This is a genomic window from Neolewinella agarilytica, assembly GCF_900110645.1.
GTDB classification, from domain to species: domain Bacteria; phylum Bacteroidota; class Bacteroidia; order Chitinophagales; family Saprospiraceae; genus Neolewinella; species Neolewinella agarilytica.
Genome location: NZ_FOFB01000003.1, coordinates 240,167 through 265,624, shown reverse-complemented (window position 1 = coordinate 265,624; position 25,458 = coordinate 240,167). Strand labels below are relative to the sequence as shown.

At 51.5% G+C, this 25,458-nt stretch carries 22 protein-coding genes; 9 read left to right on the top strand and 13 right to left on the bottom strand.

Features of this window, described 5'->3' with window-relative positions; genetic code table 11:
* Positions 1 to 145: 145 nt before the first annotated feature.
* The 5 genes from accB to BM123_RS04485 all read right to left on the bottom strand — a co-directional run bounded on the left by accB (position 146) and on the right by BM123_RS04485 (position 4,744).
* Positions 146 to 661, bottom strand: a complete 516-nt coding sequence (gene accB, locus BM123_RS04505; protein ID WP_090165727.1) for an acetyl-CoA carboxylase biotin carboxyl carrier protein — start codon at positions 659 to 661, stop codon at positions 146 to 148.
* A gap of 9 nt (positions 662 to 670) precedes the next feature.
* Entirely contained in the window at positions 671 to 1,234 is a 564-nt protein-coding gene (gene efp / locus BM123_RS04500) for an elongation factor P (protein WP_090165725.1), read from the bottom strand.
* Between the two features lie 168 nt (positions 1,235 to 1,402).
* On the bottom strand, positions 1,403 to 2,143 hold the full coding sequence (gene radC / locus BM123_RS04495) for a RadC family protein (RefSeq protein ID WP_090165722.1): 741 nt from the start codon (positions 2,141 to 2,143) through the stop codon (positions 1,403 to 1,405).
* Between the two features lie 79 nt (positions 2,144 to 2,222).
* A complete protein-coding gene (locus BM123_RS04490; protein WP_090165720.1) occupies positions 2,223 to 4,184 on the bottom strand; it encodes an OmpA family protein in 1,962 nt (653 codons plus the stop codon).
* Positions 4,185 to 4,279: 95 nt separating this feature from the next.
* The gene (locus BM123_RS04485; RefSeq protein WP_090165717.1) at positions 4,280 to 4,744 is read right to left on the bottom strand and encodes an SRPBCC family protein; all 465 of its coding nucleotides are present in this window, start codon (positions 4,742 to 4,744) and stop codon (positions 4,280 to 4,282) included.
* A gap of 329 nt (positions 4,745 to 5,073) precedes the next feature.
* Between BM123_RS04485 and BM123_RS04480 the strand changes: the two genes are divergently transcribed.
* The 3 genes from BM123_RS04480 to BM123_RS04470 all read left to right on the top strand — a co-directional run bounded on the left by BM123_RS04480 (position 5,074) and on the right by BM123_RS04470 (position 7,342).
* Positions 5,074 to 5,946 carry a hypothetical protein gene (locus BM123_RS04480; RefSeq protein ID WP_090165715.1) on the top strand — a complete coding sequence of 291 codons (873 nt, stop codon included), beginning with the start codon at positions 5,074 to 5,076 and terminating at the stop codon, positions 5,944 to 5,946.
* Between the two features lie 201 nt (positions 5,947 to 6,147).
* Positions 6,148 to 6,516: a TraR/DksA family transcriptional regulator gene (locus tag BM123_RS04475; RefSeq protein WP_090165714.1), complete on the top strand. Its 369-nt coding sequence runs from the start codon at positions 6,148 to 6,150 to the stop codon at positions 6,514 to 6,516.
* A gap of 190 nt (positions 6,517 to 6,706) precedes the next feature.
* Entirely contained in the window at positions 6,707 to 7,342 is a 636-nt protein-coding gene (locus BM123_RS04470; RefSeq protein ID WP_090165712.1) for a lipoprotein signal peptidase, read from the top strand.
* A 41-nt stretch (positions 7,343 to 7,383) separates the two neighbouring features.
* Here BM123_RS04470 and BM123_RS04465 read toward each other — a convergent pair whose 3' ends face one another.
* A complete protein-coding gene (locus BM123_RS04465; protein WP_090165710.1) occupies positions 7,384 to 7,701 on the bottom strand; it encodes an ArsR/SmtB family transcription factor in 318 nt (105 codons plus the stop codon).
* Between the two features lie 229 nt (positions 7,702 to 7,930).
* Positions 7,931 to 8,269, bottom strand: a complete 339-nt coding sequence (locus BM123_RS04460; protein ID WP_090165708.1) for an ArsR/SmtB family transcription factor — start codon at positions 8,267 to 8,269, stop codon at positions 7,931 to 7,933.
* Between the two features lie 334 nt (positions 8,270 to 8,603).
* Between BM123_RS04460 and BM123_RS04455 the strand changes: the two genes are divergently transcribed.
* Together BM123_RS04455 and secG are read left to right on the top strand one after the other, a co-directional pair.
* Positions 8,604 to 9,461 carry a hypothetical protein gene (locus BM123_RS04455; RefSeq protein WP_139211761.1) on the top strand — a complete coding sequence of 286 codons (858 nt, stop codon included), beginning with the start codon at positions 8,604 to 8,606 and terminating at the stop codon, positions 9,459 to 9,461.
* A 6-nt stretch (positions 9,462 to 9,467) separates the two neighbouring features.
* The gene (gene secG, locus BM123_RS04450) at positions 9,468 to 9,722 is read left to right on the top strand and encodes a preprotein translocase subunit SecG (protein WP_090165704.1); all 255 of its coding nucleotides are present in this window, start codon (positions 9,468 to 9,470) and stop codon (positions 9,720 to 9,722) included.
* A 187-nt stretch (positions 9,723 to 9,909) separates the two neighbouring features.
* Here the strand turns inward: secG and BM123_RS04445 are convergent, their stop codons facing one another.
* The 4 genes from BM123_RS04445 to BM123_RS04430 all read right to left on the bottom strand — a co-directional run bounded on the left by BM123_RS04445 (position 9,910) and on the right by BM123_RS04430 (position 16,741).
* Positions 9,910 to 11,145, bottom strand: a complete 1,236-nt coding sequence (locus BM123_RS04445) for a hypothetical protein (RefSeq protein WP_090165702.1) — start codon at positions 11,143 to 11,145, stop codon at positions 9,910 to 9,912.
* A gap of 79 nt (positions 11,146 to 11,224) precedes the next feature.
* A complete protein-coding gene (locus BM123_RS04440) occupies positions 11,225 to 12,586 on the bottom strand; it encodes a cryptochrome/photolyase family protein (RefSeq protein WP_090165699.1) in 1,362 nt (453 codons plus the stop codon).
* A gap of 140 nt (positions 12,587 to 12,726) precedes the next feature.
* A complete protein-coding gene (locus BM123_RS04435) occupies positions 12,727 to 15,333 on the bottom strand; it encodes a ligase-associated DNA damage response DEXH box helicase (RefSeq protein WP_217642089.1) in 2,607 nt (868 codons plus the stop codon).
* 58 nt (positions 15,334 to 15,391) lie between these two features.
* On the bottom strand, positions 15,392 to 16,741 hold the full coding sequence (locus BM123_RS04430; RefSeq protein ID WP_090165697.1) for a cytochrome-c peroxidase: 1,350 nt from the start codon (positions 16,739 to 16,741) through the stop codon (positions 15,392 to 15,394).
* A gap of 277 nt (positions 16,742 to 17,018) precedes the next feature.
* Between BM123_RS04430 and dprA the strand changes: the two genes are divergently transcribed.
* From dprA to BM123_RS04410, 4 genes are all read left to right on the top strand, one after another.
* Positions 17,019 to 18,116, top strand: coding sequence for a DNA-processing protein DprA (gene dprA, locus BM123_RS04425; protein ID WP_175489248.1), 1,098 nt, complete (start codon positions 17,019 to 17,021; stop codon positions 18,114 to 18,116).
* 52 nt (positions 18,117 to 18,168) lie between these two features.
* Positions 18,169 to 19,368, top strand: coding sequence for an alkaline phosphatase (locus BM123_RS04420; RefSeq protein ID WP_245748423.1), 1,200 nt, complete (start codon positions 18,169 to 18,171; stop codon positions 19,366 to 19,368).
* Between the two features lie 50 nt (positions 19,369 to 19,418).
* Positions 19,419 to 20,303 carry a Spy/CpxP family protein refolding chaperone gene (locus BM123_RS04415; protein WP_090165693.1) on the top strand — a complete coding sequence of 295 codons (885 nt, stop codon included), beginning with the start codon at positions 19,419 to 19,421 and terminating at the stop codon, positions 20,301 to 20,303.
* A 184-nt stretch (positions 20,304 to 20,487) separates the two neighbouring features.
* Complete coding sequence (locus tag BM123_RS04410) at positions 20,488 to 21,540, top strand: fatty acid desaturase (RefSeq protein WP_090165691.1); 1,053 nt, start codon at positions 20,488 to 20,490, stop codon at positions 21,538 to 21,540.
* 141 nt (positions 21,541 to 21,681) lie between these two features.
* On the opposite strand, the gene BM123_RS04405 is transcribed toward BM123_RS04410, so the two are convergent.
* On the bottom strand, positions 21,682 to 24,036 hold the full coding sequence (locus BM123_RS04405) for a TonB-dependent receptor (protein ID WP_090165689.1): 2,355 nt from the start codon (positions 24,034 to 24,036) through the stop codon (positions 21,682 to 21,684).
* 155 nt (positions 24,037 to 24,191) lie between these two features.
* Positions 24,192 to 25,430 carry an FtsX-like permease family protein gene (locus BM123_RS04400; protein ID WP_090165687.1) on the bottom strand — a complete coding sequence of 413 codons (1,239 nt, stop codon included), beginning with the start codon at positions 25,428 to 25,430 and terminating at the stop codon, positions 24,192 to 24,194.
* Positions 25,431 to 25,458 lie beyond the last annotated feature (28 nt).

The following is a 25,458-nucleotide window of genomic DNA, read 5'->3' as shown; positions in this document are numbered from 1 at the left end:
GGCTTTTTATCAGACGACCGAATTAGGTCCGCCAACGGCAGATATCGATCGGTGAAGTATTACTTGAAAAGATGGGTGTCAAGTGGCAGCATGCAGGAATTTCCTCCTGCCAATTGGCAGTATGCTGGCCAGTGCCGGCAATTACCTAGGAGGGATCTACCAGGAAAAGTGGCTGATCGTACTCAATGGGCTGCGCGTCTTCCACGAGCACTTTAACGATTTTTCCACTTACTTCTGACTCGATCTCGTTAAACAGCTTCATCGCCTCCACGATACATACGGTGTCGCCTTTGGCAACCGTATCGCCAACCTTAACGTAGGCGTCCTTATCAGGAGAAGAAGAGCGGTAGAACGTACCGATCATTGGTGATTTGACCTCAACGTACTTCGTCGTATCCTCAGCCGGTGCAGCAGCAGGCGCGGCCGCAGGTGCAGGGGCCGGACTGGCAACAGCAGCGGGCGGTGGTGCAGCGGGGTACGCTGGTGCGGCCGCTGGCACGTTGATAATAGATGGCCCCTGAGACATTTGCCCCTGGTTTCCACCGCTTACATAAGACTGTCCGCGAATGTGCAGTTTGACATCCCCGTTTTTGTACTTAAACTCCGTCAGCTCCGTCTTGGCAACAAGCTTGATCAGTTCCTGGATTTCTTTCAGCGTCATGTATGGATATTATTTGGCGCGCTCAACGTAGCTGTTGGTGCGGGTGTCAATTTTAATGCGGTCTCCGATATTAATGAAAAGCGGAACACGAACCTCAGCTCCCGTCTCAACGGTAGCAGGCTTGAGGGTGTTCGTAGCCGTATCTCCCTTTACACCAGGTTCGGTATAAGTGATTTCCATTTCGATGTACTGTGGCAGATCCACCGTTAGCGGACTGTCATCTTCCGTATTGTAGAGTACTTCCACCGTATCTCCTTCCCGTAACATCCCCGGGTTTTCAATCAGGTAATCAGCGATCGTAGCCTGCTCGTAGGTAACGTTGTTCATGAAGTGGTAGCCCATGTCGTCCTTGTAAAGGAATTGCATCTTGTGGCGTTCCACCCGAACTTCGGTGATCTTGTGCCCGGAGGGGAAGGTCTCCGTTAACACTTTTCCCGTTGAAAGGCTCTTGAATTTGGTACGTACAAAAGCAGGTCCTTTGCCTGGCTTCACGTGCTGGAACTCTACGATGGTGTAGATGTCCTGATTATGCTTGAAGGTAAATCCGTTCTTAATGTCCGATGTAGTGGCCATATAGTGCAATTTGTTAGTAACGGGTGCTTAGAAGAATGATAATTCTCCCGATCCGATTACAATTTGTGCCGCGAAGATAAGCACTTGGTTCTACAATGGCTAAACCGGGGTGTTTTAGCGAAAAAAACGAGGTAGGGCTTAGCTGTTTCTGGAAACAGAGGAGGCATCTTAGCCCTGTCCGGCTTTCTCCTCCACTGGATATAAGACATCGTTATCGGCAAAGCTGTAGTATTGCCGGCCGGCAACGATGAGATGATCCAGTACGTACAAGTCCAGGTTTTGAGCCCCCGCCACCAACTTTCGGGTAAGCCGGATATCGGCTTCACTGGGGAAAGCCTGCCCACTGGGGTGATTATGCGCCAACACCAACGAAGTAACACTGCCATGGGAGAGTGCTGCCCGAAAGATCGTCTTAGCATCCGCCACCGTTCCGGTGACGCCTCCCCGGCTGATAAGGTGGCTGCCCAGTAATCGATTTGCCCGGTTGAGACATAGCAGATGAAATTCTTCGTAGTTGAGGTCCGCCAGCAGTGGACGCAGATAGCGGAAGCACTGTTCGCTGTTCGCCAACACCGGCTTTTCCCTGAACACCGCTGCTTCGCGCCGCCGGCCTAACTCAAGAGCTGCGACCAACCGAATGGCTCTGACCCGGCCAATCCCTGCTGTTTTAACCAAATCCTGCACCTGCCGCCGGGCAAGCTCGTCCAGATTATGATCAACCGACAACAGCAGCCGGCGGGCGACCGCCAGAGCCGAAGCTCCCCGGATGCCTGAACCTAACAGAATCGCCACAATTTCTGCGTCCGCCAGGGAGCGGGCTCCGTGGGACATCAATTTTTCCCGGGGCTGCTCGTCTGGCCCTAGATCTTTGATCCGTAAAGAAGGCGGGGGTGGTAAATACTTGGTCATGCGCTCGTTAGCTAGCGGCTAAGACACAAGGATATGTTTTGCAATCACGCAAATATAACAATTTGATTCAAACCAAGGCCTACTCCCATCCAATCACCTTGGCTTCTATTCGGTTGTTGGCCGCGAAGTCTGCCGCAGTGCAATTGCTGCATTTTTTGAGGCGGTATTGGTTTCCGTAGGAGACCGTCCTCAGTCGGCCGGGGGCAAAGCCCCGGCGCAACAGCGCCTGCCGAAGGGCTTCGGCCCGCTGCTGGCCCAGTTGCATCAGTGCCTGAGGAGCCTTGGGGCCATCGGTGTGCGCGATTAACAGCAAGCGGATGTCCGGACGCTCTTGAAGCAGCCTGGCCAGCAAGTCAATATCCCCGGACTGTTCTTCGCGTAATACCGCGGTGTTATCATAAAAGCTCAGGTCACTCAGGGAAAGCATTGCACCATCACTTTCTGTTCCTCGCCTGGGGAGCCCTCCTTCGGGTTTCAGGCTAAGGTCCAGTCGAGGATGATTATTTGTTGCCAATTGAGAAGCTTCCAGGCGGAGAGTTCCGGTTTCGTAGCCGGCTTTGCCGGCGGAGAGCAAATAACTGCATTCTGGTTGCAGGCAGATTTCGTAGTTGCCCGTTATATCGGTCATCGTTGCCACACTGGCGATCGGGCAGCCTTCCGGCCTGAACTGAAGGGGGAGTTCTCCGATGCCTCCACCGTCGGCAACAGAGGTGATTCGCCCGCTGACCCGCACACAGTTAGCCGGCTGCATGGTAATGACCAGGGGGCGGCTGGGCCCTGATTCGGTGTAGAGGAAGCGTAACGTTTCCGGGGAATACCCTTTGCGAAACACCCGGATTTCGTACGTTTTGCCTACGGCGAGCTCCAGCCGGACGCTACCTTCCCGATCTGAGCGCAGGGCCGGAGCGGCTAACAGGCCCAGAGGCTTTACGATCGGGTTCAAAGAAGATGCATTCTGGCCTGCTTTCCGCTGGAAGGAATAGAACTCAGCGGGCAACCGGCCTGCGGGGCTAACCTGGCTAAGCCAAACTTCGGCACCAACGATGCGCCGGCTTTTAGAGCCATCGTAAATCGTAAGGGTTTCTCCGTCGATGAGTGGCCCCTGCAAAGAAGAGAACCCACGGGCGAAGCGCATCAGATATATATCATCGCGACCTTTGCCTCCACTACGGTTGCTGACCAGATAGCCAAATTTTCCGTCGGGGCTCAGGGTGATACCGACTTCATCATCTGGTGAATTGATCGGCTCCGGCAGATTGATAAGCTTACCCCAGCGCCGGCCGCTCAGGTCGATCATAAACAAATCATACCCCCCCCGGCCTCCATGCCCTTTACTGGCAAAGAAAAGCCGTCCGTTGGCGTGAATGTAGGGAAAGGCCTCGTTGGCTTCCGTATTAACTTCAGGGCCCAGGTTAATGGCTTCACTCCAGCGTCCATCCCGAAAATCACTGAAATAGAGATCGTACCCGCCGTAGCCCCCTTCCCGGTTGCTGGCGAAAAAAATTCGCTTGCCATCCGCCGTGACGGAGGGGTGTTGGTTACTGAAGTTCTCTCCATTAAAGGGCAATGGGCGCACGCCAGCCCAATCGTATTCTGCCCGGTAGGCGGAGTAAATACCCAGGTTGGTTTTTCCACTACCATCCTCCAGGGTTGCGCCGGCTTTTTGCAGTGTTCGGGTAAAATAGATCACCCGGTTCTCGAGGGCGAAGGAAACCGGCCCTTCGTTGTAGTTTGAATTGAGCTCGACGGAAAATGGCTGTGGATAGGCCGGGCTTCCGTCCGGAGAAAGGGGAGCACGGAAAAGCTTAAAGTAGGTTTCCTTGGTTATCGGGTCGATATTGCCACGCTTAGGGCGGGTCAGGTAGATGAGTTCGTTGTCTAGCAGAGCAGGCCCGAACTGGGTTTCCCGATTATTGATCCGGGCACAGTTTTCCAGTACGATCTCCCCTCCTTCGGCGGGGGTGAGTAGTGTTCCCTGTGCGCCCATTGGGGCAGACAGTAGAAATAGCCAGCAAATGATAATAAGGCTTCGCGCTTCCATACTTATTGGTAGGGAAGCAAAGGTAAGGTGGCAGTTGCGAAATCTTTGCTCCCTACCCTTCTCTGCACCTGCGCTCCGGCGCCCTTTATGCTTTTCTATTGCGGGAACAGACGCTTAATGGCCTCTTCCCGGGCGGTGAAGATGCCTTTGACCTGCCGGTGGACGAACACCCAGTCAGCAATAGTTCCCAGCACACCCAAGGGGGCCTGATAATGCAGAATATCTTTCATCTCCGTTCTGCCATCTCCCATGTCCCGGAAAAAGTGCTGGTGATGCCACAGGGCAAAGGGGCCTACGCGTTGATCATCGATGAAATGATCTAACTCCTTGATCTGAGTTATTTCTGTTACCCAGTCTGCACTGAAGCCCGGAAACGGGCTAACACGGTACTGGATAATCATCCCTTCGTACATCTCCACTCCGCTAACGGGAGACCTAATGTCAAACTTCACATCCTCTGGTGTGAGCTTTTCCAGATTTTCCGGACGGCTGAAAAAAGCCCAGGTCTCGGACAGTGAACGGGGTACAATGGAAGTAAACTCCAGGCGGCGAGGTGTCATAGTTAAGTACTTATGCCCTGCCGCTGGCAACTGAACACACGGAGGGAAATGGGGTGCACTATCCCCAGACCTATCTCCTGATTGCAGAAGCAGGCAGGTTGATGGCCTGGATTCATGTCGGGGCACTTACCTCTTACAATCATAACCAAAACAAAGAGTTCACGCTTCGGGAAATGTTATTTTCCGGATGGAGAAGCAGCGAAGCAGCGCCTCAACCGTTTTCTCATCGAAATACACCGCTTCCCAATCTTTAATGCACATTCATTATATTTGTGCTACCCCATGACGATCAGGCTGTATGCTTTCCCCAGGCCTGTTTTTATATAACTATGAACAAAAGCAATCAGTGGCCCTTCCGAGCTATTTTGCTCGGTCTGTTCCTGTTCTTCGGAATGGGCCAGTCGCTCTTTGCTCAATTGAACCTGCAGGAAAGCTCTAAATCGGTTAAATCGCCTTTGCATACGGACGATTACCAATATTATGACCTGGCTTGCGACATTGGTGAATGGGGAGGGTATTTTGCTCCATCGCGCTGGCTACGCACCTCTGAAGGCGGTGAATTAGACCCTTTAGCAGAATCTAATATTGAAGCCGGAGAGAACCCCTCTATTGTTTTTGACTGGGAACGCACGGGAGTAGAAACCTGGAGTATTGAAATCCCAACAGCTGGCTATCTTTCTTTCCGGCTTCTGCCCATTGTTGCCCGGGAGGCCGTACGCATCAGTGTAAATGGCAGGAACACTTTTTACCAAATAAGGTCCGATGGCCTTTACTACAGCCCTTACCTGCAAGCCGGAGATAAGTTCTCTCTCCATATTCCCGCTAGTGGCTCCACCTATCGCTGGAGCCATCTTTTATTTCACACCAACTCTAATGCGGTCATTGTCAGGCCAGAGGAGACTGAGCCCGACAGGCGTTACCAGCCAATAGAAAGTGGTCGGATTCAGCGGGTATTCTTCCCCGATGAGCTTCCGGGCACCTGGCCGGTGTTTGATCAGGACGGTGACATGCTCACCTCCTATGATCAGGTGGAGCTTCGCGCTTCCAATGAGCTATTCGAGGTAGATTACCTGGACAAGGTGGTAGAAATTGATGGCTTTCATGTTCTGCAAAGAACATTCACCATTCGTGAACGGTGTAGCCGTGGCAATTGGCTGCGCAGAAGCCGGGAGTGGTTCAGACTTCCCATTATCCCGGAATAGCTTAGTCGCATGAGCGTTTAAAATTTCACGAGACCGGCCCCTTCAGAATATTATTTTTCTCTTTTGAGGAGTAACCTTTTTTTATGCTTGGCTTCGTAAAAAAGCAAGAAGGAATAGTTAGTACGTAAATAAGACTTCGTAAATTCGCACATCCTGATTGAAGAGGGTAAACTTTTACAGGTTTTAAATTTATCTACATCCATGCAATCTAAAGAACAAACCCGCTACAGTGATGAAGAGCTAAAGGAGTTCCATGCGATCATCACTGAAAAATTAGCGGCGGCACAAGAGCAGCTTAATTTCCATCTTCAACAGTTGGCCGAACGTGCCAGCAACGAAGACGGCAAAGTGCGTGGCCTTGATGATGGAACGACTTCCATGGCCAATGAAGACATGCACAACCTGGCTAACCGCCAGCGCAAACTCGTTCAGCATCTGGAAAATGCCTTACTACGTATTGATAATAAAGTATACGGAATCTGTCGTGTAAGTGGCAAACTGATTTCTAAAGAGCGGCTCCGTATCGTGCCTCACACAACGTTGAGTATTCACGCCAAACAAAACCGCTAGCGGCCTACTGCCCAAACGATCCAAGTCGAAAATGTAAATACCACAGCCTTTCCGCACATCTGCGGAAAGGCTTATTTTTTTACCTTGCCCAACATCAAAATGCTCGTGATCGCCTTATCTCAGGAGCCATAGATGCGTTATGAAACTGCCTTTATAAAAATGGCCTTCCTTTCAATCAGTAAAACAAGCTATGAGCCGTAAAAAAATGGTCTTCCTTATTTTCTTTTTGGTGTTACTGCTTGATCAGTCAGTAAAGATTTGGGTAAAGACACATATGGCCTATGGCGAAGAAATTCAGGTCTTTGGCTGGGACCGGGTACTGATTCACTTCGTGGAAAATGACGGTATGGCTTTTGGAATGCGTCTTGGCGGGGAGTATGGGAAATTACTTCTGAGCCTTTTCAGAATCACGGCCGTAGGCTTCTTGCTCCTTTACCTGATCAGGTTAGTGAAAGAAAATTCTGATCGTTGGCTCGTAGCAGGTTTTGCATTAGTACTATCGGGTGCTGTAGGAAACATTGTTGATAGCGTCCTGTACGGAAAAATATTTTCTGCTTCCTCTTTTGATAGTGGCCCGGCGCAGCTATTCCCCGAAGGAGGCGGATATGCTCCATTCCTGTACGGAAGAGTAGTAGACATGTTCTACTTCCCGCTTTTATACGGGAATTATCCAGATTGGATCCCCTATTTCGGTGGTAAGGCTTTTCTCTTTTTCCGGCCAGTATTCAACATAGCAGACGTGGCCATTTCAATGGGTGTGGTTACCCTGCTTTACTTTTACTTCCGCCTTTCCGTACCTCAGGAGCTATCGCAGGAAGAAGAATAAGATTAGCTAAAGGAAAGAAGTGCAAGCCTCAAAGGAGCTTACTAGCTGGCAATTGCACGCTCAAAATTTCCAATAGCACGAATAGCACTGCTCAGTTTACCGTACCGAAGGCGGTAATGAATGAACTTTCCCCGGCGCTCTGTTTCCACAAGGCCTGCCTGACGCAAAATGCGGAGGTGCTGAGAAGTAATGGATTGCTCCAGCTCCAGGGAGCTGTAGATTCGGTTTACATTGATCATCTCATTGTTGTCAATGAATTCCAAAATCCGCATCCGCAGGGGGTGAGCGAGGGCACGTAGTACTTCGGTGGAAATTTCTAGCTTCTGCTCTTGAATTAAAGGCTTATTTAAAGGCTGCATCGGGGAAGACTTAGTCAAAATTCGTTGGCTCCCGGGTCAAAAACTCAAAGTCGCGTTGTCACAAAATCTAAAGGGTGCATTCAGATAACCAGAGCCAAATCAATAACTGGGTGAAAATTGCAGGCTTCTTTTTAGAAACCTTACCCTGCAAAGATGGTCTAAAAATACCAACAAAACAAGAAAGCGGTATCAAAAACAAAGAAAACGGTACCCAAAAGACAACAAACGGTCATTCTGACAGGTCAGCCACGAGCTGCGCAATTTGGGCCAGGCGTTCTTTATCCAGGCTGTAGTAAATAAACTTTCCTTCCCGGAAAGGCTGAACAATACCTGCCTTCCGCAGGATCGCAAGGTGCTGAGAAGCAACGGATTGCTCTATTCTAAGCTTGATGTACATCTGGGTAACGGTCATTCTTTCCTCTTCTTCCAGAAGAGAAATGATATTGCGCCTTAACTCATGATTAATAGCCCGTAAAACGAGAACTGCACTACGGAGATTCTCATAATTGATCAAAATCTCTTCTTCGCCTTTACGAAGCGTGATACGTTCTTTCTTATTTTTTGCCATGCCGCAAATCTTATATAAATAAAGTTACTGTTCAAAAACAGCTGAAAGCTAGGCAAAATACATGTTACGCACAACTATTATATACAGTAACCTTCAACAAGCTTTCTGAATAAAAAAAGCCTTTAACATGAACAGTTAAAGGCTACATAACAAACACTATGAACAACACAAAATTCTTAAACAACAGTATCTTTCAACACTTTTGTAATGCTAAGGTAGTAAAATTCAGGGTTCTATGAAAGAATCTTCAAGAAAAAAGACATGTTTGCTGGTCTCAAAGTTGTTGCTTGTTTAATCAGAACTTATTCAAGACCTTTGGGACAGACCTTAGAGAATGACCGCACAGGAGTTTCAGCATTATCTTGATCAACCCCATTCGTTGTTGCAACTGCAGCTAACGGACCTGCAGGAGATTGCGCTGAAGTTCCCCTATTCCGCCAATATCCGGTTATTGCTGCTTCTGAAAACCCATCTGGAAGGGCATCCCGAGGAGGCCGCTTATCTGAGTCGCTGTGCTGCCACAACTTTTGATCGGGCCCACATTTATGAGCTCATCCGTGAATTGGACGCAAGTCTGCCTGAAGAATTTCTTGAAGAAACGGAGACGCTGGAGCTGAAAGAGCTGGAAGAGCTACACGAGCAACCTATCGTTGAAACCTCTCCTCCCATTAGCATTGCGCTACCATCTGTTCTGAATGAGACAGACATTCCTGTTGTTCCGGATGCACCAACGCAAAGCCCAACAGAGGAAGCCCCCAGCCAGCATGCTGAACCATCAGACCATAGTTATAAAGAAGAGGTGCTGATCTCTACTGATAATTGGGTCGAGAATGCAGCCACGTTTTTATCCGTCCTGCCAGCTCCTGCTCCCATCGTTCAGCAAAGCAGTGATGCACCGGAGCGACCAGAATTGTTTGTTACCACGCATTCTCCGGGCCTTCAGCAGCGCCTGAAGAGGATTCGTCGTCAGCAAGCTCAGCGAAAGGACGAAGGGCGGGAATCCGTAAACAAGATCGCCCGCCGAAGCTTACTGGCGCAGGATGATGTAGCCAGTGAAACCTTGGCCCGATTGTTAGTCCAGCAGGGGCAATACCAGAACGCGATTAAGATGTATCGCCGGTTGATGTTGCTTTATCCGGATAAAAAGACGATCTTTGCGGGCCTTATCAATGATTTGAAGGAAAAATTATAATCCCCCATGGTCAACCTTCTAACTATCCTGACCGGCATCGTTTGCCTGCTTCTTATGCTCGTAGTCCTCGTACAGAACCCTAAGGGTGGCGGTATCGACTCTACTTTCGGCGGCTCACAAGCCAACCAAATGCTGGGAGCTTCCCGCTCTACTGACGTGATCGAAAAGATCACCTGGGGCCTCGCCGCAGCACTTTTTGCACTGTGTGTATTGACGGCGCTTGCCGTTAGCTCGCAGACTGGTTCAACTGGTCTTGGATAGACCTCTTTTACCGTCTGGCTTTTAATACTTCCCCATTAAAAAGGAGCATTAAGGAAGGCCACCGTTGTATTCACTTCCTCCAAAAGGGGGAGTAAAAGCGATCAGCATTCAAGCCACGGGCATGAACGCTGATCGCTTTTTTATGCTATTTAGGGAAGGGAAAAGTCCTGCCTGTTTAACTCTCAACTTACAGGCGTGTATTAATCACGTTATTAAACAGGGAGCCGAAGGTGTAGCTGAGACCGAAGTTTACGTCCGTCTCGAAGTTAGTCGCCAACTGTGACTGTCCTAACAGAATATCTTCCACCGAGGCCTCTCCCCGTGGCAGGCTGATTTGATCATTGATGATCTGGTAGCTGCCTCCCACACTAAAAGACAGGCCTTTAATGAGCCGGATGTTCGCCCGGCCATTTAATGCAAACCGGTTTTTAGCAAAGTCATTCAGGTAGTTCCCGGCAGACATGCCCGCAAAGACCTGCCCCCACCGCTGACGAATTCGCAGGTCGCAATTCAGGACCTGCCGGGCAAGACTCTCTTCGGTTTTGAAAAACACCGTCTCTTCGGTATACTGATTACGGGTCCAGCCCAGCCGGTAGGCAATGGTAAATTCCTTAAAGGGAACCTCATCATAGTTGAACAAATTATACTCGATGGCCGGGGCCAGCCAAAGCCCGTAATCAATGTTACGAAAGGTTGTAGAGGACATACTATTGAATAGGCCAACCGACCAGTGACTACCAATACTTTTGATGATGGAAGCATTCATCCAGAGGTCCCGCCGGACGGAAGTCAATTCACTGCCATCAGTTTGCGTGATTGTTTGTGTCCGGTAAAAGAAGTTGGGCCGGAAACGAATACGCAGCTCAGGTGTCGTGCGATCTGCTTCAAAGCCTAAGCGGAGGTCCGTCTTTCCCCGCTGACTCTCTTTCTCTGTACGGAAACTGGCATTTATATCAAAGATCCAGTTGTTCCAGTTATCCTCTGTTTCAACTTCTTCAACCTCTGCCTCTTCCGGTATATCCGCAACGGCTACCTCTACTAAATCTGCATAGGGTGTTCCGGCCAGAAAGCCTGCCAGCCCTAACTTAATTCGGTTGGTCAACAGTTCGTCTCTTTCCAGGGAGGTCATAACTGCCGTTGTAGCCACCCTAAAGCGGAGCTGGTTAGCGGACAGGTCCTCCTGCCCCTTGAAACTCAGATCGTAGACCCGTCCGCCATTGCTCAGATAGTTCGTAACGATAAAAAGGCTAACGTGAGCACTGGTCGGGTCAATGGTATGATTAACATACTGCAGCTCTTGCTTCAGCAGTGTCTTGTTGCACTCACAGTCTGTGAACAGATTAAGCCTTGCCTGGGCCGTCAATGCAGCACTGGAAAGTAAAAAAAGTAGAAGCAGAAAGGTATTGGAATGGTGTAGTGTCATTGGTCTCTCAGGAATTATTCAGCAAAAATACCTTTGCTTTCAACCTAAGTCAACCCCACTTTTACCCCATGGGCTGGCTTTACGGTTTCTCTCCCCGTGCTTCTGCCAGCGCTTCTTTATAAACACGTAGTGCTCGTTCGCGTCCCCATTTGTGCTCTACCAGTGGCTCCTTCGGGTAATCAGGCGTTCCATACTCCGGCACCCACTGCTTAACGTAGGTGTAGTCTGCGTCAAATTTTTTCTGCTGGCTATCGTAGTTAAAAATCCGGAAGTAGGGCTGTGCATCCGTTCCACAGCCAGCTGCCCATTGCCAGCCGCCATTATTACTGGCCAGTTCGTAGTCGAGTAATTTATCCGCAAAATATCCCTCTCCCCAACGCCAGTCTATGAGCAGGTGTTTGGTCAGGTAGCTGGCCACAATCATTCGTACCCGGTTGTGCATCCAGCCACTTTCGTTGAGTTGCCGCATGCCGGCATCAACAATCGGCACGCCCGTTTTGCCTGCGCACCAAGCCTTAAAATCAGCCTCATTATTCTCCCACGGGATGTTTTCATAATCCTTTTTAAATGGAGCATCCACTACCCGGGGAAAAGACTGAATAATGTTGGAGTAGAAATCCCGCCAGACAAGTTCCTTAAGGAAAGTCTCGTTCAGGTCCATTGCACGACGGGCTTTTTCCCGGATGGAAATTGTGCCGTGCCGAAAATGAATCCCTAAGCGACTGGTACCCTCGATTCCGGGAAAATTGCGGGTCTCGTCGTAGGTCCTGATCAGCTTTCGGCTCACTTCCGTCGGGGGAATGTCGATACCCGCAGGAGCAAACCCCATTTCCGCCAGTGAGGGAACCGGACGGTCGGATTTTCCAGCAAGTAGCCGGTCAGTATACTTAGTGTTTGGATAAGGCTTCAGGTAGTACGACAGCTCCTCCCCCTCAAACTGACTCATCCGGGAGTCCAATATCGTCCGCCATTTACGCCAGTAGGGCGTGAAGACCGTATACGGCCCACCGTCGTTTTTTTGTACTTCATCACTTTCAAAAATAATGTGATCCTTGAAGTCATGAAAGGAGGCACCTGCTTCCTCAAGCAAGTCCTTCACCGCCAGGTCCCGCACTTTGGCATAGGGTTCATAGTCCCGGTTAGTATAAACTGCCCCGGGCTGGTATTCCTCAATGATTGCCTTCCATACCTTTTTGGGGTGGCCGTAAAAGACACGAAGATCACTTCCATGTTCCTGATACGCCGCAGCCAGTTCGGTTACGCTTTGATGAATAAACTCCACCCTGGCATCCTTTTTTTCCGGTAACTTATCCAGTATTTCCCGGTCAAAGATAAAAATTGGCATTACCGGACCACCGGCTTTTTGGGCGCGGTACAGGCCGGCATTGTCCTCCAGGCGGAGATCACGACGGTGCCAGAAAATGATGGGGCGTTGGCTCATACTTGTTTAATCGGAAGAAGGTCAGTTTGGTTCAGTTCCTGACCACTTTTTGGGCGCAGAACGCAGGTGCAGTGTTTTGTTGGCTACGCCCTCCCCTGCCGCCAAAATGCGGTAGCCTACCAGACCACAAGACTCCCCCCCTAGTCCCTTACCACCGCCAGCCGCATCCGCTTAATGCGGTCCGTTAGTTTTTCGCTGCTAACGCGCTGCCGCATACGGTCTACAATGAGAGAGAAGCTAAAGGGCGTCGCCTTCGGCGGCCGTGTGAACACGATCTTCTGCCCGTTAATGCGGTCCAGTGCAGCCCGCATCCTCGCCTCCTGCAACTGGAAGGTCAGCGTTTCATCGTAAGCCTGCAACAGCAGCAGGTTGTCCGGTTCGTAGTCCGTAAAGACCTCAAAAAACAGCCGGCTGCTACTTTGCAGGTGCTTCTCTTTTTTCTTTTTGCCGGGATAGCCCTTAAAGACAAGCCCTGCGATAGCGGCAATATCCCGAAACCGCCGGCCAGCCATCTCCGCCGTGTTGATCCCCTGGTTCAGGTCGGCTTCCAGCTCATTAGTATTAAACAGATCGCTGCCCAATGCCTCCTCAATGGGAATGGGTTGATCGCTCAAAATTTCAAAGCCATAGTCGTTGCTGGCCACCGTAAAGGTCATCGGCGCAAACTGTCCGATCCGCCAGGCGATAAGGTTGGCCAATCCTTCGTGAATGCCCCGCCCTTCGCAGGGGTACATCAGCAGGTGATAACCTTCTTTGTCCTGAAAGTACTCCACTAACAATTCGTCCCTGGCCGGAATGGCGGAGCGGCGCGCCTGCACCTCGCCCAGCGGCGCCAGCTTTTCCAGCTCTGCATCCCGGTAGTTGCCCCGCTTCAGATCATCGAGCACGTCTCGCAGCCCGATGGAAAGCTGACTGCTCAACGGCAGCGTGCCACCGTGCCAGCTGGGAATCTTCCCTTTTTTTGCCCGACTGCGACGGACCAACACGTCCGTCCCTTTCACCTTCACCAACTTCAGGGACCGGCCGCCAAAAAAGAAGGTATCACCCGTATTGAGAGTTGACACAAAGTACTCATCAATGGTGCCGATGCGCGCGCCCGTAATAAACTTGAGCATCAGCACCTGCCCGCTCACAATGGCGCCAATGCTAAGGCGGTGCATCATCGCCACTCGTTTACTTACTACTTTATACAGTCCGTCTTCCTCCACCACTTTATGGTACTCGTCATAGGCTCCAAGGCTATTTCCTCCGGTCGTGATAAAGTCGAGGCACCAGCTGAACTCCTCATCGGAGACGGAGCTGAAGGAGAAGGTTTGGCGAATCTCCGCCAGCGTCTCCTTAGGGCGAAAACCTCCACCAACGGCAAGGGTTACGAGATACTGAATCAGTACGTCAAAGCTACGGATAAAGGGCATCCGCTGCTCTATCCGTCCTTCCTCAATGCAGCGGCGTAGAGCCGAAGCTTCCAGCAACTCCAGGCTATTGGTAGGGACGAAGTGAATGACGCTCTTCGCCCCTGGCCGGTGGCCAGAGCGGCCGGCCCGCTGCAGAAAGCGGGCGACTCCCTTCGGGCTGCCGATCTGGACAATGGTTTCTACCGGGCGGAAGTCTACGCCCAGGTCAAGGCTGGCCGTACAGACGACCGCCTTGAGCGTGCCCTCGTGCAGGGCATCTTCTACCCAATCACGAAGTTTTCGGTCGATGCTGCCATGGTGCATTGCGATCTGCCCCGACAGGTCAGGGTCCGCTTCCAGCAGCCGCTGGTACCATATCTCACACTGAACCCGGGTATTCGTAAAGATGAGCGTAGATCCGGAGGAATGAATGATGGGGAGCACTTTTTCCAGCAGTTTGATCCCCAAATGACCGGCCCATGGAAAAGTCTCGATGGTATCGGGCATTACCGTGATGATCTCGGTCTCTTTCTTGGTTTCTGCACGGATGATGGCGGGGGGCAGGTTGGGGGTTGCAGGTAGCAGGTTGCAGGTTGCAGGTTGCAGGTTGGGGGTTGCAGGTTGCAGGTTGGGGGTTGCAGGTTGCGGGGGGCAGGTTGCAGGTTGGCCGTGAAGTACGTCGGCGGCCTCCTGCATATTTCCGATAGTGGCGGAGATGCCCCAGGTTTTGAAGTCCGTTTTCCGCAGGGCACGGATACGGCTCAGGGCGAGTTCGAGCAGTACGCCCCGTTTTGTCCCCATCAGTTCGTGCCATTCGTCGGCTACCAGGCATCGGAGGTTACTAAAGTAGTCTTCGTAGCCCTTGCTGCTTAGCAGCAGGTGCAGACTTTCCGGGGTGGTGATCAAAATCTGGGGTGGGTTCTTCCGCTGCTTAGTCCGTTCGGCGGTGGGTGTATCTCCGGACCGGATATCAATGCGCCAGGAGACCCCCAGGTCATCGGCGGCGCGCTGCGCCGCTTGTTGAATTTCGCGTGTCAGAGCCCGGATGGGGGTGATCCAGATGGCCCGGAGACCAATTTTTCCCGCCTTGCTGCTTGTTCCCTCCCCTGCACCTGCGGCCGCGCCCCCGTTCTTCTGCTGCTCCGCCAGGTACTCCAGAAGGATCGGAATAATCAGGGAATAAGTTTTCCCACTACCCGTCGGGGCATTTACCAGGCCACTTTTGCCGGCCAGGTAGGCCTCCCAGCTTTGCTGCTGAAAGGGAAATACTTCCCACCCCTGCTGGTGGAACCAGTCAGAACCACGGGCCAGCACGGCAGAATCAGCGGCAGAAATGTTCGTTGAAGAAGACACTATCCATCCGAACGGCAAAGCCTTCGATCTGGTTCTTGATCAGATGGATTTGGGAAGATTAGTCACAGCCCATATCCGCCTTACTTGCCTCATCGCTATTCGGGAAGCAGTTTCCGGAAAGTACTTCCTCGGGCACGTAGCGGCTCAGGTTCGGGTCATAAAGACCTTCCGCGAGGAACTCCGTCAAGTCATCGATTTCACTTTCCGTCAGGTTGAGCGGGTGGAAGAAATCGGAAATGTTGTTCGCGGGGACCCGGTTGTTTTCGGCAACGCCATCGTTAAAGTATTCTACTACTTCACGCAGGCTCTGCTTACTGCTGCCGTGGAAGAAGAAGGGCATGTCTTTTACGTTATAAACCTGGGGCACTTTAAACTTGAACATGTCTTCATTGCGGCGCGTGAAGTCTCCGCGTCCGAGGTTTCGGGTATCATCGATTCCCGTGCGGCGGGCACCGGGGATATCGCAGAGGTCATTGACGCCAATGGCATGGAAGGTGTTACCGTTCAGGGCGGGGCCATTGTGGCAACGGTAGCAGCCAGCTTTACCGAAAAACAGGGTCGCTCCGCGTTTTTGCACTTCCGTGAGGGCATCCTTATCTCCCTTGAGCCATTTCTGCCAGGGCGCATCACTCGGCAGTAGTGTGCGGATATAAGCGGAGAGCGCAAAGCTCATGGCAACGCGGCCATAGCGGGCTTCGCCTTCGAACTCGGGAAATGCGCGATCGAAATAGCGGCGGTAGCCCAGGGTATCGAGCAGGTACTCGTCCGTACTCATACGGTGGGTCACCGTTCCTTCGATATTTTGCGCTTCCAGGCCGTCAAGGCCGAGATGATTTACTTCAGTGTCCGGGTCAAATACACCCCAGACCTCTTCTACTTCGGCGTTGGCGCCGTTGGCGCCAAAGCGACCGGCCCACATGGAGTTCGTTACGTAAGCAACGCCCAGCATTGATAGCGGGCGGGCTCCCTGAGCATCAATATCTTCTTCATCGTAGTTGCTGTCCATTTCCCGGCCACTGCCAAACTCACCAAAGCCGGCACCTCCGTCAGCAATTCCCTGGGCAGCACCAGCCGTAAAGGCCGCTTCGGGTACGTGGCAGGTAGAACAACTGAACGTGCGAAGGCTTCCTTCCTGAATGGCATCCCGGCCAAGGGCCGTTTCATAAAACAGGAGCTTGCCGAGTTCTATTTTTTCGGCGGTCAGGGGGTTGCCCGTTCCGGCAGGAATACCCGCCAGGTTACTGCCATCGGGAAGCATGTAAGACTCCAGGCTATTGTCTTCACTTAACCGGATCAGGGTACGCTCCAGCTCGGTGTCTTCCATGGAGACAACTTCATCACGGACACAGCCCGTGGAGAACACCAACAGGAAGGCCAGACAAGCAAGAAGTGGAGAAAAAAAATTCATCGAGATTACAATTCAAACTGTTCAGTGGGGATGGAAAGACGTATGGTATAGACGCTACAAAGTCGAAAAGTTACCTTTTAAAGACGCACAAATATACCATTTCCTTCGGTCAGGCTCCGAAATTTACGGACTTAACAGAATTTTATTGTCTCAGCAATAGATGTTGTTGCTTTTTCGTACATTTGTTTTGTCGTGCGCAAGTTCAAACTTTTCTAAGCCCTCCCATCCTTTAATTACCTTTTCACGGCATTTTCTTTCTTACAATAAGAAATATCATATGCATCCGGATACATTCTCCCGGGTAGCCCTTAGCCGTGTGCCCAATATCGGGCCGAAATTGTTTCGGGCATTAATTCATCATTTTGGAACAGCCGAAGAGGTTTTCCGGGCGCGAACGCAGGAGCTGTGTGCGGTGGACGGCATTGCCGAACGAACGGCCGCCAGCTTCGCCGGCGAGCGACACGAGCGGGAAGCCCAGGCCATTCTGGAGCACGCCGAGCGCTACGACATTCGCATCCTCTGCTGTCTTGATGATGATTTTCCCAGCCGCTTAAAGGCCTTCACCGGCGCTCAGCCCATTCTTTACTACGCTGGTGCCGCTGATTTGAACAACCCTCGTACTGTCGGCATTGTCGGCACCCGGGAAATGAGCTCAGCCGGTGCCCGGCAAGTAGATCGTCTGATTGACCCGATGGTGGATTTTAACCCCCTGATCGTTAGCGGCCTTGCCTACGGAGTAGACATATACGCTCACCGCCGCTCCTTACAAGCGGGCTTACCTACCCTGGCGGTAATGGGCAGTGGTTTTGGCCACATCTACCCCTCAGCACACGCCAAAACGGCCCGGCAACTGGCGGAGGGTGGCGGAGGTGTGCTTACCGCCTATCCTTTTTGGATGAAGCCGGAGAAGGATCACTTTCCGGCCCGCAACCGGGTGGTCGCTATGCTGTCTGACATAACCGTTGTGGTAGAATCTGCCGCCAGAGGCGGTTCCATGATTACAGCCCGGATGGCTCATGAGTTGGGTCGCCATGTTGGCGCCTGCCCCGGACGGGGCGGAGACCCCCTGACGGAAGGTTGTAACCTGCTCGTCAAAAATGGTAAGGCCCATCTGATTGAGGCGGGGCAGGACGTCGTCGACCTCCTCGGCTGGAAGGGCGTTGCCCCCGGGCGGCAGCGCCGCCTTTTTGATGATCTTGAACCGGCGGAGCAGGCGGTCGTTGCCCATTTACGGGACCGTGAGGGGGTAGAAATTGACGAGCTCCACCAACTCCTTCGGGAGCCGCCAGCCAAGCTGGCCGGCACCTTACTGATGTTGGAAATGAAAGGAATCATTGCAGCATTACCCGGGCACCGGTACCGGCTATGCTGCTGAAGTTTACCTTCCCTTAACCTTAATAAGGATGCACCCTCCGTATCTTGCCGCCATGAATAAAAGAGTCTTCCCGCTACTGTCCGTTTTTTGCCTGCTGTTGACCGCCTGCCCTCCCGTTCCGCAGGACACATTGCCGGCAGCCGGCCGAACGGATGCATCCACACTGCCCGCTGAGCCGGACACTGCACCTGCGGTTGCGCCCAATACTCCGCAGGTTGAAACGGCCGCAAAAGCCCGCAGGCCGAAAAACATCATCCTGATGATCGGTGATGGCATGGGAGTGACCCAAATTTCCGCCGGGATGTACAGCAACAATAATAAGTTGAACCTGGAGCAGTTTCCGGTAGTTGGCCTGCATAAGTCCTACAGCGGAGACAACCTGATCACGGACTCCGCTGCTGGAGCGACGGCCTTCAGTGCTGGCGTAAAGACCTATAATGGTGCTGTTGGTGTAGGAATGGATACGATGCCGGTAGTCACCATTCTTGAGTTGGCAGAAGCGGCCGGTTTGCCCACCGGACTGGTTGCCACCTGTTCAATCGTTCATGCTACTCCCGCCAGCTTCGTTGCCCACAACCGCCAGCGGAAAAACTATGAAGAGATTGCTACCGATTTTCTTAAAACGGAAGTTGACCTTTTAATTGGTGGTGGGGCTAAATTCTTTGACCGGCGCAAAAGCGACGACCGAAAACTGACCAAAGAGCTGGAGAAGCGTAACTACGTAGTTGACAATTTTGTGGAAAAGGACGCTAAGGACCTTCGGCCGGATCCCGCCAGAAACTATGCATACCTCACCGCTGACGGAGAGCCCCTTCCCGTTGCTCAGGGCAGAGACTACCTGCTGCCTGCTGTCAAAATTGCTCCGGATTTTCTGGACAAGCGCGACCGTAATAACAAGGGCTTCTTCCTGATGATCGAGGGTGCACAGATTGACTGGGGAGGTCATGCTAATGACAGCGAATATATCATTTCGGAGATGCTTGAATTCAACGAGGCAATTGGTGAAGTTCTTAAGTTTGCCAAAGCTGATGGAGAGACCCTGGTAATCGTAACGGCGGATCATGAGACCGGCGGTTACGCCATCCAAAACGGTTCTTCCCTCAACAATATCGACGGGGCTTTTACTTCTGATTACCATACGGCAGACCTTATTCCTGTCTTTGCTTACGGGCCGGGGTCAGAGCATTTTTCCGGCATCTTTGAGAACACTGCTATTTTCGACAAGATGAAAAAATTATTTGCCTTCGATTAAACGCCTGAGCTTTTGTACCGTCCAATCATCGAACCATAAATAAAGATGTTATGCGTAAATTGATGATGATCACGACCATGTTACTCCTATTGGTCACAACAGCCTTAAGTGCTCAGGAACGCCATGGAAAAGGTGGCGAGGCGAAAGTTCCCTTTGCCGAGCTTGAGCTGACGGCGGAACAGCAGCAAAAATTAAAGGAGCTGCGCCAGGAAGATCGAAAAAAAATGGAGGCTCTCCGCAAGGCTAACCCCGAGCAACGTCCCAGCCGGGAAGAAATGAAAAAGCTACGGGAAGAATCCCGCACCGAGATGGAAAGCATCCTTACTCCGGAGCAGCGTACTAAGCTTACCGAACTTAAGGAAGCCCGCAAGGAAGCCATGGCTAACGTAGATAGAGAAGCGCTTAAAGCTGACCTCAAAAAGATACAGGAAGAAGCCCGGCAGGTAGTTTCCGCTGCCCGCGGCCAGCTGGACCAGTTCATCAGCGAAGAGGACAAGGTGGCTATTGATCGGCTGCGTGCGGTGTACGCCACTAATCCAATGGTACAGAAAAGAGAGAAAGGCACAAGAGGCCAGCGTCCTGACCGGGGAAACCAGGCAGATCGCCCGGACCGGGAAGCTCACAAAGCGGCGGTAACTGAGTGGAAAGAAGCCCACAAAGCTGACATTGCTGAAGCCCAGGCACTTGCTGATAAGTACGCGGAAGAAATGGCACGCATCCGGGAAAAGTTAGCTCCACAAATGAAAAAGTGGGAACAGCAGAAGCGAGATGTGGTCGAATCTTACCTCCCGGAAGGCATGGCAAAAGGCAAGGGCAGAGCTGCAAAAGGAAAGAAAGGTAAGCGAGGCGGTTCTCACCGTGCAGACGCTCCTGACGCTTCCAAAGAAAAGGGACAAGGAAGGAAAGCAGTTGGCTTTTTGCTGATGAAGTCTTAGCCATCAAGTCTCCTTTGCCTTAATTTCCGACCCCGGAATGATGGTTTGTCCGTCATTCCGGGGTCACTATTTTGTTTCAGGCACAACAATCAGTTGGAAGGTGCCGTAGTGTAGTTGTATCTTGCGGTGTTTTTGAATTACACCTAGGCTACCTTAACCATTCATACTCAAAACTATCCAAAGCGTGGAGAACTCCATCAAGACAGGTGCAGAAGAGATTAACCAGGGTCTTCGGAACTGGAAATCAATCGTCGCCAAATATCAAAAAGCGGACACTGGTCGCGCCATTGGCCAGTTATTCAGCAGCTTCGGGCCTTTTGTTGCCCTGTGGATTGCTATGTACTTCAGCGTAGATTACTCTATCTGGCTTACGCTCGCTCTTGGTGCGCTTAATGCCTTTTTCCTGGTCCGTATCTTCATCATTCAGCATGATTGCGGCCACTACTCTTTTCTGAAAAAGCGTAAGGTCAACGATGTCATTGGTTTCGTTTGTTCCTTTTTCAGCTCCATCCCCTACACCTATTGGGCCCGGGTGCATAGCTATCACCATGGCCATACCGGCCAATTAGAGCATCGGGACATCGGCGATATCGACTTCCTTACCGTTGATGAATACCGGGAACTTTCTAAATGGGGCCGCTTTAAGTACCGCTTGTTCCGCTCTCCCGTAGTTCTATTCATGATCGTACCGGTCATCTACCTTGGGGTTGTACTCCGTATTCCACGGATCAGCTTTGAAGGCTGGAACCCCATTCACCGCAAACAGCACATCAATAATATTTTGATCGGACTGGTTTACGTAGGCCTGGGCTTCCTGCTTGGCTGGAAAGCCTTCCTGATCGTACAGGGCTCCATCATTTTCTTCTTCGGCATTATTGCTTTCTGGTTCTTCTACGTACAGCACCAGCACGAGCACACTTATATGCAGTGGACTAAGAATTGGGACTACCTCGCCGCAGCCATCAAAGGAGCTACCTTTTATAAGCTACCAAGGGTACTACACTTCCTGACGGGTAATATTGGCTACCACCATATTCACCACCTCAGCAGCCGTATTCCTAACTACAACCTTCGCCGTTGTGCAAAGGAGAACCCCGTACTACAGCGCTACGTAACCAAGATCTCTTTCTTTGAGAGCCTCCCCATGATGTTCAACAAGCTTTGGGATGAGGAAAAGCAACGTATGATCAGCTTCCGTGAGTTTTACCGCGGAGAAGCAGGCATGACGGCTGCCTGATTTTTCATCTGCCCCATCAGGCCTTTATTCCTTTCAACAGGAACTTAAGCGACCTGCCACCAGTATCCGGCGCTACCATAGCCTGAATCCTGATGGCAGGTCGCTTTTGTATTATATCCACGCTACTATTTCAGCAAGCTCCTAAAACTCCAGCCGGTAGTTAATGATCGGGATCAACCCCAGTTGAGTCAGGGAGCTGACTTGATCAAGCCGGGGGTTGTAAAATTGCCGGAAGACATTGTCTCTGTTCGTCACATTCTGAATATCCAACGAGAGTACCCAACTCCGACTCCCTTTGTTTTTCCGATAACGGATGCCCGTATCAAAGCGGAAGTAATTTGGCAGACTGTATCCATAGTTATTGGCCCAGTCTCTGACGGTATTCCCTGCGGCCCGGGACGCTGCCAGATCGATGGGCGCTTCGCGGTTATTGCCGGACCAACTCAGCCGCAGGTTCAGGCCAATGGTGTTGATCTTTTGCTTACCGATGGTCCATTCCTTACCCGCCAGTACAGTCTGCACAAAGTCTGACGCAAACCGGGTTGGTCGCTCAATTCCATCCCTGGGAGTATAGCGCGAACGAAAAAGAGAGGTCGCCGCCAGCGCGTACCACCCGCCGGTAAAGAATCGCTCTACGGTGCTTTCGACACCAAAGTTGCGCCCCGTTCCGTCCGGGGCAAGCTCCGCAGTCTCAAAGCCATCAGAGAAATTGATGGATGACTCCGTCACACCATACGGATCCGTAACCTCTGCCGTTGCAATTGCGACTTTACTAATCTCCTGATAGTAAGCTTCCACCTTCCAGCGCCAGTTTTTGTGGAACCTCCAATTATGCCCCACCACCAGGTGAGCGGCCTGCTGAAGGGGTAATCCCCGGTTAAGACGTTGCCTGCTACCGTCGGGCTGTTCCACCTCAGCCAGATAGACGGAGAGCGCTTCCAGTCGACTATGCAGGCCCGCCCCGAAATTAACAGAATGGCCTGGCTTATAATTCCATCGTAGCCCGAGACGTGGCTCCACGCTCTGTTGCCCCTCCAGCCCAAAGTAGCTGGCATGAATTCCGCCGGTAGCCGTCACGTTTGTTCCAAGTCGGTATTTATACTGCGCGTAGCCCTGTAAGAAATAGGTGTTTCCATCCTGAGATAAATTAGTCGTTCGCTCTCCGTTACTCACGATTTCTTCCAGCAATTCATAGCCAAGCTGATGACCGATTATTCCTGCCTGGAAGGTTTGCCGGGCGTTTACCTTTTGGTTGTAGCGCAGACTTCCTCTCAGCGCCCGGTTCACGAAGCGATCATCAAACACAAAGCCCCGCCCACTATTATAATCGTCGTCACTGCGCGTAGCGGAGTAACTGACGATGCTTTCGAGATAGCTCTTTTCACTCAGCCGGTGAAAATAGTTCACCCCCACAACGCCCCGATTAGATTGGAAGCTTGATGTTTCCGGGTCTCCCTCCAGTTGAAACCGGTCACCACTGATGCCTCCCAGCCCCCATACGGACAAATAGCCGCCTTTCTTATTCGGAAAATGAAGCTTAAAAGTAGCGTCCTGGAAAGTCGTCCTACTCCCCTCTCCGGTTATGGTCACCCCAAAACTCTCCAGAACAGCCAGGGTAGAATAACGATAGTTCGCCAGATAAGAAGCACCTCCCTTCGGCCCGATTGGCCCTTCAGCTGCTACATCAATCCCCAGAACACCCGCTTGAAAGGCATACTCCCGTTTGTCGCTATTTCCCTCTCGCAAACGCAGATCAAATACGCCGGAACTGGCATTACCGTACTGTGCCGGAAAGGCACCGGTATAGAAGTCGCTATTGGCCAGTACGTTGACGCTGAGCGCGCTGATGCCTCCACCACTGGCGCCCTCTTCACTGAAGTGATTAGGGTTGGGTATTTCAATGCCTTCCATTCGCCAAAGCAGTCCCCGGGGACTATTACCCCGGATAATAATTTCATTAGACTCATCATCACCGGAAGCAACGCCTGCGAAAGACAAGGCCATTCTTGCCGGGTCATTGATGGCCGCAGCATAGCGTTTGGTCTGTTCCACACTGAATGATTGTGCCGAAACAGTAGCCATTTCGTCGTTTGGGGTACCATTCAGGCGGGTAGTGACTACTTCTATTGTACTAAGGTCAATCAGAGATTCTGTGAGCTGTACTTTCAGGTCAACCTCCTTACCACTACCAACCACAATTTCCTGCACTACGCCATCTTCATAACCAATACTGGAGATGATCAGGCTGCGCCGGCCAAGTGGGACATTTTCAATCCGGAAGCGACCGTTCTCGTCTGTCGTTGCGCCCAGAGGAGGTTCTGACCCGACAACATAGATGGATGCGGCAATGAGGGGAAGTAAAGACTCTTTATCAACAACCACTCCTTTTACTGTCTGCCCACCTGAGGGGTTTTGGGCACGAATGCAGGTGCAGGGGAAGAGTAAAAACAGCAGGGTAGTTACCAGCAAAGGGTAACGATGGCGGGTAAAAGGCATGGCAGGTGGGGTGTATTAGTGAAAATCCTAACGGAAACACCCTAACGACGAGCGAGTAAGCCTAACCGTTGCTTTGTACATTTCCCCAGCAGCGCCCAACCTGGCCAACCCACCCGGTCACTCTTTCGGTTTTAGCTGGACTTGAAGAAGTAAAGCTACTCTTCGGAAACCACTGCCCCAATCTTTCCTGCACGGATAGCAGGAAGTACGGAAGCCAACAGGCCAATGCCCAATACCGTGATGGCAACCACCGGAAAATCCATCCAGCGGAATGAAATGGGATAAGCCTCCATGAAAGTGCCCGGAAGGCTGATCAATCCTGTCGTCTTCTGGATTACGTAAAGCACCGTGGCCAACAGAAAACCCAGCAACAGGCCAATACTGCAAAGCAAAAGCCCTACCCGCAGGAAGACCGTACGGATGTCTTTAGCCGTCATCCCCAGGCTCCGCAGAATAGTAATGTCCCGTTTTTTCTCCAAAACAATCATCCAGAGAGCGCCCACAAGGTTGAAACTGATCAGTATCATCATCAGGGAAACAATTGCAAAACCTACCCACTTCTCTACCTGCATGAGCTTCAGAATACTGTTCTCCTGCTGATAGCGATCTTTAACACTGAAGGCAGGCCCCATGACCGACTGAATCCGATCGTAAGTATCCGTAATATCAAAACCCGGAGCCAGTTTCACCTCTAAAGAAGTTACGGTGGAATCAGAGAGACTTAGCAGTTTTCTGGCCTCTTCGATCTTGATCAGGACCGCCTGGTTTTCGAATGCTTCCTGGCTACGGATAATACCCGTTGGCTGAAACTCACGCCGGAGGTAGGAGCTGCGCCCGGTTGTCAGAAAACCTCCTCCACGGGGCTTAGGCCGGGACATAAACACCGTTAGTGGCTGAAACTGATTTAAGGGGTCAACGCCCAGTACGATAGATAACTGGTTACCCACCAATGCGCCAAATCTTTTACTCTCGGGCAAATCAAGGTCGTAGCTACCTTCTCTCACCATTGAATCAATACCATTAATCAAAGGATAAAGGCTATCGACCCCTTTGATCCGGCCAGCGCTCTGCTTACCGTCATAGCTGAAAATGGCCGTTTCTTCAAGCGTCTGAGAAACTTCCACTACACCGTCCAGCCGGTAAAGCGACTCCAGTGTGCTCTTATCCAGATCAAAGGATTTGCCTTCAGCGGCTTCGATCCGAACATCGGGGTTAAGGTTGTTGAACAGGCCCAGAAAAATGTCTTCAAACCCATTGAAGACACTCAATAAAAGAATTAACGCCGCCGCCCCAATCGCTACGCCCGTAGCGGCAATGAGGGTAATGATGTTAATCGCGTTGGTAGACTTGCGGGCGAAAAGATATCGCCAAGCCATCCGAGCCGGTAAATTCATGGCTTAAAGTTAGAAACTTGTACCGTAT

What these genes read in the sequence shown, in the direction of transcription:
- accB (WP_090165727.1), bottom strand. Translation starts at nt 661, where the DNA reads ATGACGCTGAAAGAAATCCAGGAACTGATCAAGCTTGTTGCCAAGACG.
- efp (WP_090165725.1), bottom strand. Translation starts at nt 1,234, where the DNA reads ATGGCCACTACATCGGACATTAAGAACGGATTTACCTTCAAGCATAAT.
- radC (WP_090165722.1), bottom strand. Translation starts at nt 2,143, where the DNA reads ATGACCAAGTATTTACCACCCCCGCCTTCTTTACGGATCAAAGATCTA.
- BM123_RS04490 (WP_090165720.1), bottom strand. Translation starts at nt 4,184, where the DNA reads ATGGAAGCGCGAAGCCTTATTATCATTTGCTGGCTATTTCTACTGTCT.
- BM123_RS04485 (WP_090165717.1), bottom strand. Translation starts at nt 4,744, where the DNA reads ATGACACCTCGCCGCCTGGAGTTTACTTCCATTGTACCCCGTTCACTG.
- BM123_RS04480 (WP_090165715.1), top strand. Translation starts at nt 5,074, where the DNA reads ATGAACAAAAGCAATCAGTGGCCCTTCCGAGCTATTTTGCTCGGTCTG.
- BM123_RS04475 (WP_090165714.1), top strand. Translation starts at nt 6,148, where the DNA reads ATGCAATCTAAAGAACAAACCCGCTACAGTGATGAAGAGCTAAAGGAG.
- BM123_RS04470 (WP_090165712.1), top strand. Translation starts at nt 6,707, where the DNA reads ATGAGCCGTAAAAAAATGGTCTTCCTTATTTTCTTTTTGGTGTTACTG.
- BM123_RS04465 (WP_090165710.1), bottom strand. Translation starts at nt 7,701, where the DNA reads ATGCAGCCTTTAAATAAGCCTTTAATTCAAGAGCAGAAGCTAGAAATT.
- BM123_RS04460 (WP_090165708.1), bottom strand. Translation starts at nt 8,269, where the DNA reads ATGGCAAAAAATAAGAAAGAACGTATCACGCTTCGTAAAGGCGAAGAA.
- BM123_RS04455 (WP_139211761.1), top strand. Translation starts at nt 8,604, where the DNA reads ATGACCGCACAGGAGTTTCAGCATTATCTTGATCAACCCCATTCGTTG.
- secG (WP_090165704.1), top strand. Translation starts at nt 9,468, where the DNA reads ATGGTCAACCTTCTAACTATCCTGACCGGCATCGTTTGCCTGCTTCTT.
- BM123_RS04445 (WP_090165702.1), bottom strand. Translation starts at nt 11,145, where the DNA reads ATGACACTACACCATTCCAATACCTTTCTGCTTCTACTTTTTTTACTT.
- BM123_RS04440 (WP_090165699.1), bottom strand. Translation starts at nt 12,586, where the DNA reads ATGAGCCAACGCCCCATCATTTTCTGGCACCGTCGTGATCTCCGCCTG.
- BM123_RS04430 (WP_090165697.1), bottom strand. Translation starts at nt 16,741, where the DNA reads ATGAATTTTTTTTCTCCACTTCTTGCTTGTCTGGCCTTCCTGTTGGTG.
- dprA (WP_175489248.1), top strand. Translation starts at nt 17,019, where the DNA reads ATGCATCCGGATACATTCTCCCGGGTAGCCCTTAGCCGTGTGCCCAAT.
- BM123_RS04420 (WP_245748423.1), top strand. Translation starts at nt 18,169, where the DNA reads ATGAATAAAAGAGTCTTCCCGCTACTGTCCGTTTTTTGCCTGCTGTTG.
- BM123_RS04415 (WP_090165693.1), top strand. Translation starts at nt 19,419, where the DNA reads ATGCGTAAATTGATGATGATCACGACCATGTTACTCCTATTGGTCACA.
- BM123_RS04405 (WP_090165689.1), bottom strand. Translation starts at nt 24,036, where the DNA reads ATGCCTTTTACCCGCCATCGTTACCCTTTGCTGGTAACTACCCTGCTG.
- BM123_RS04400 (WP_090165687.1), bottom strand. Translation starts at nt 25,430, where the DNA reads ATGAATTTACCGGCTCGGATGGCTTGGCGATATCTTTTCGCCCGCAAG.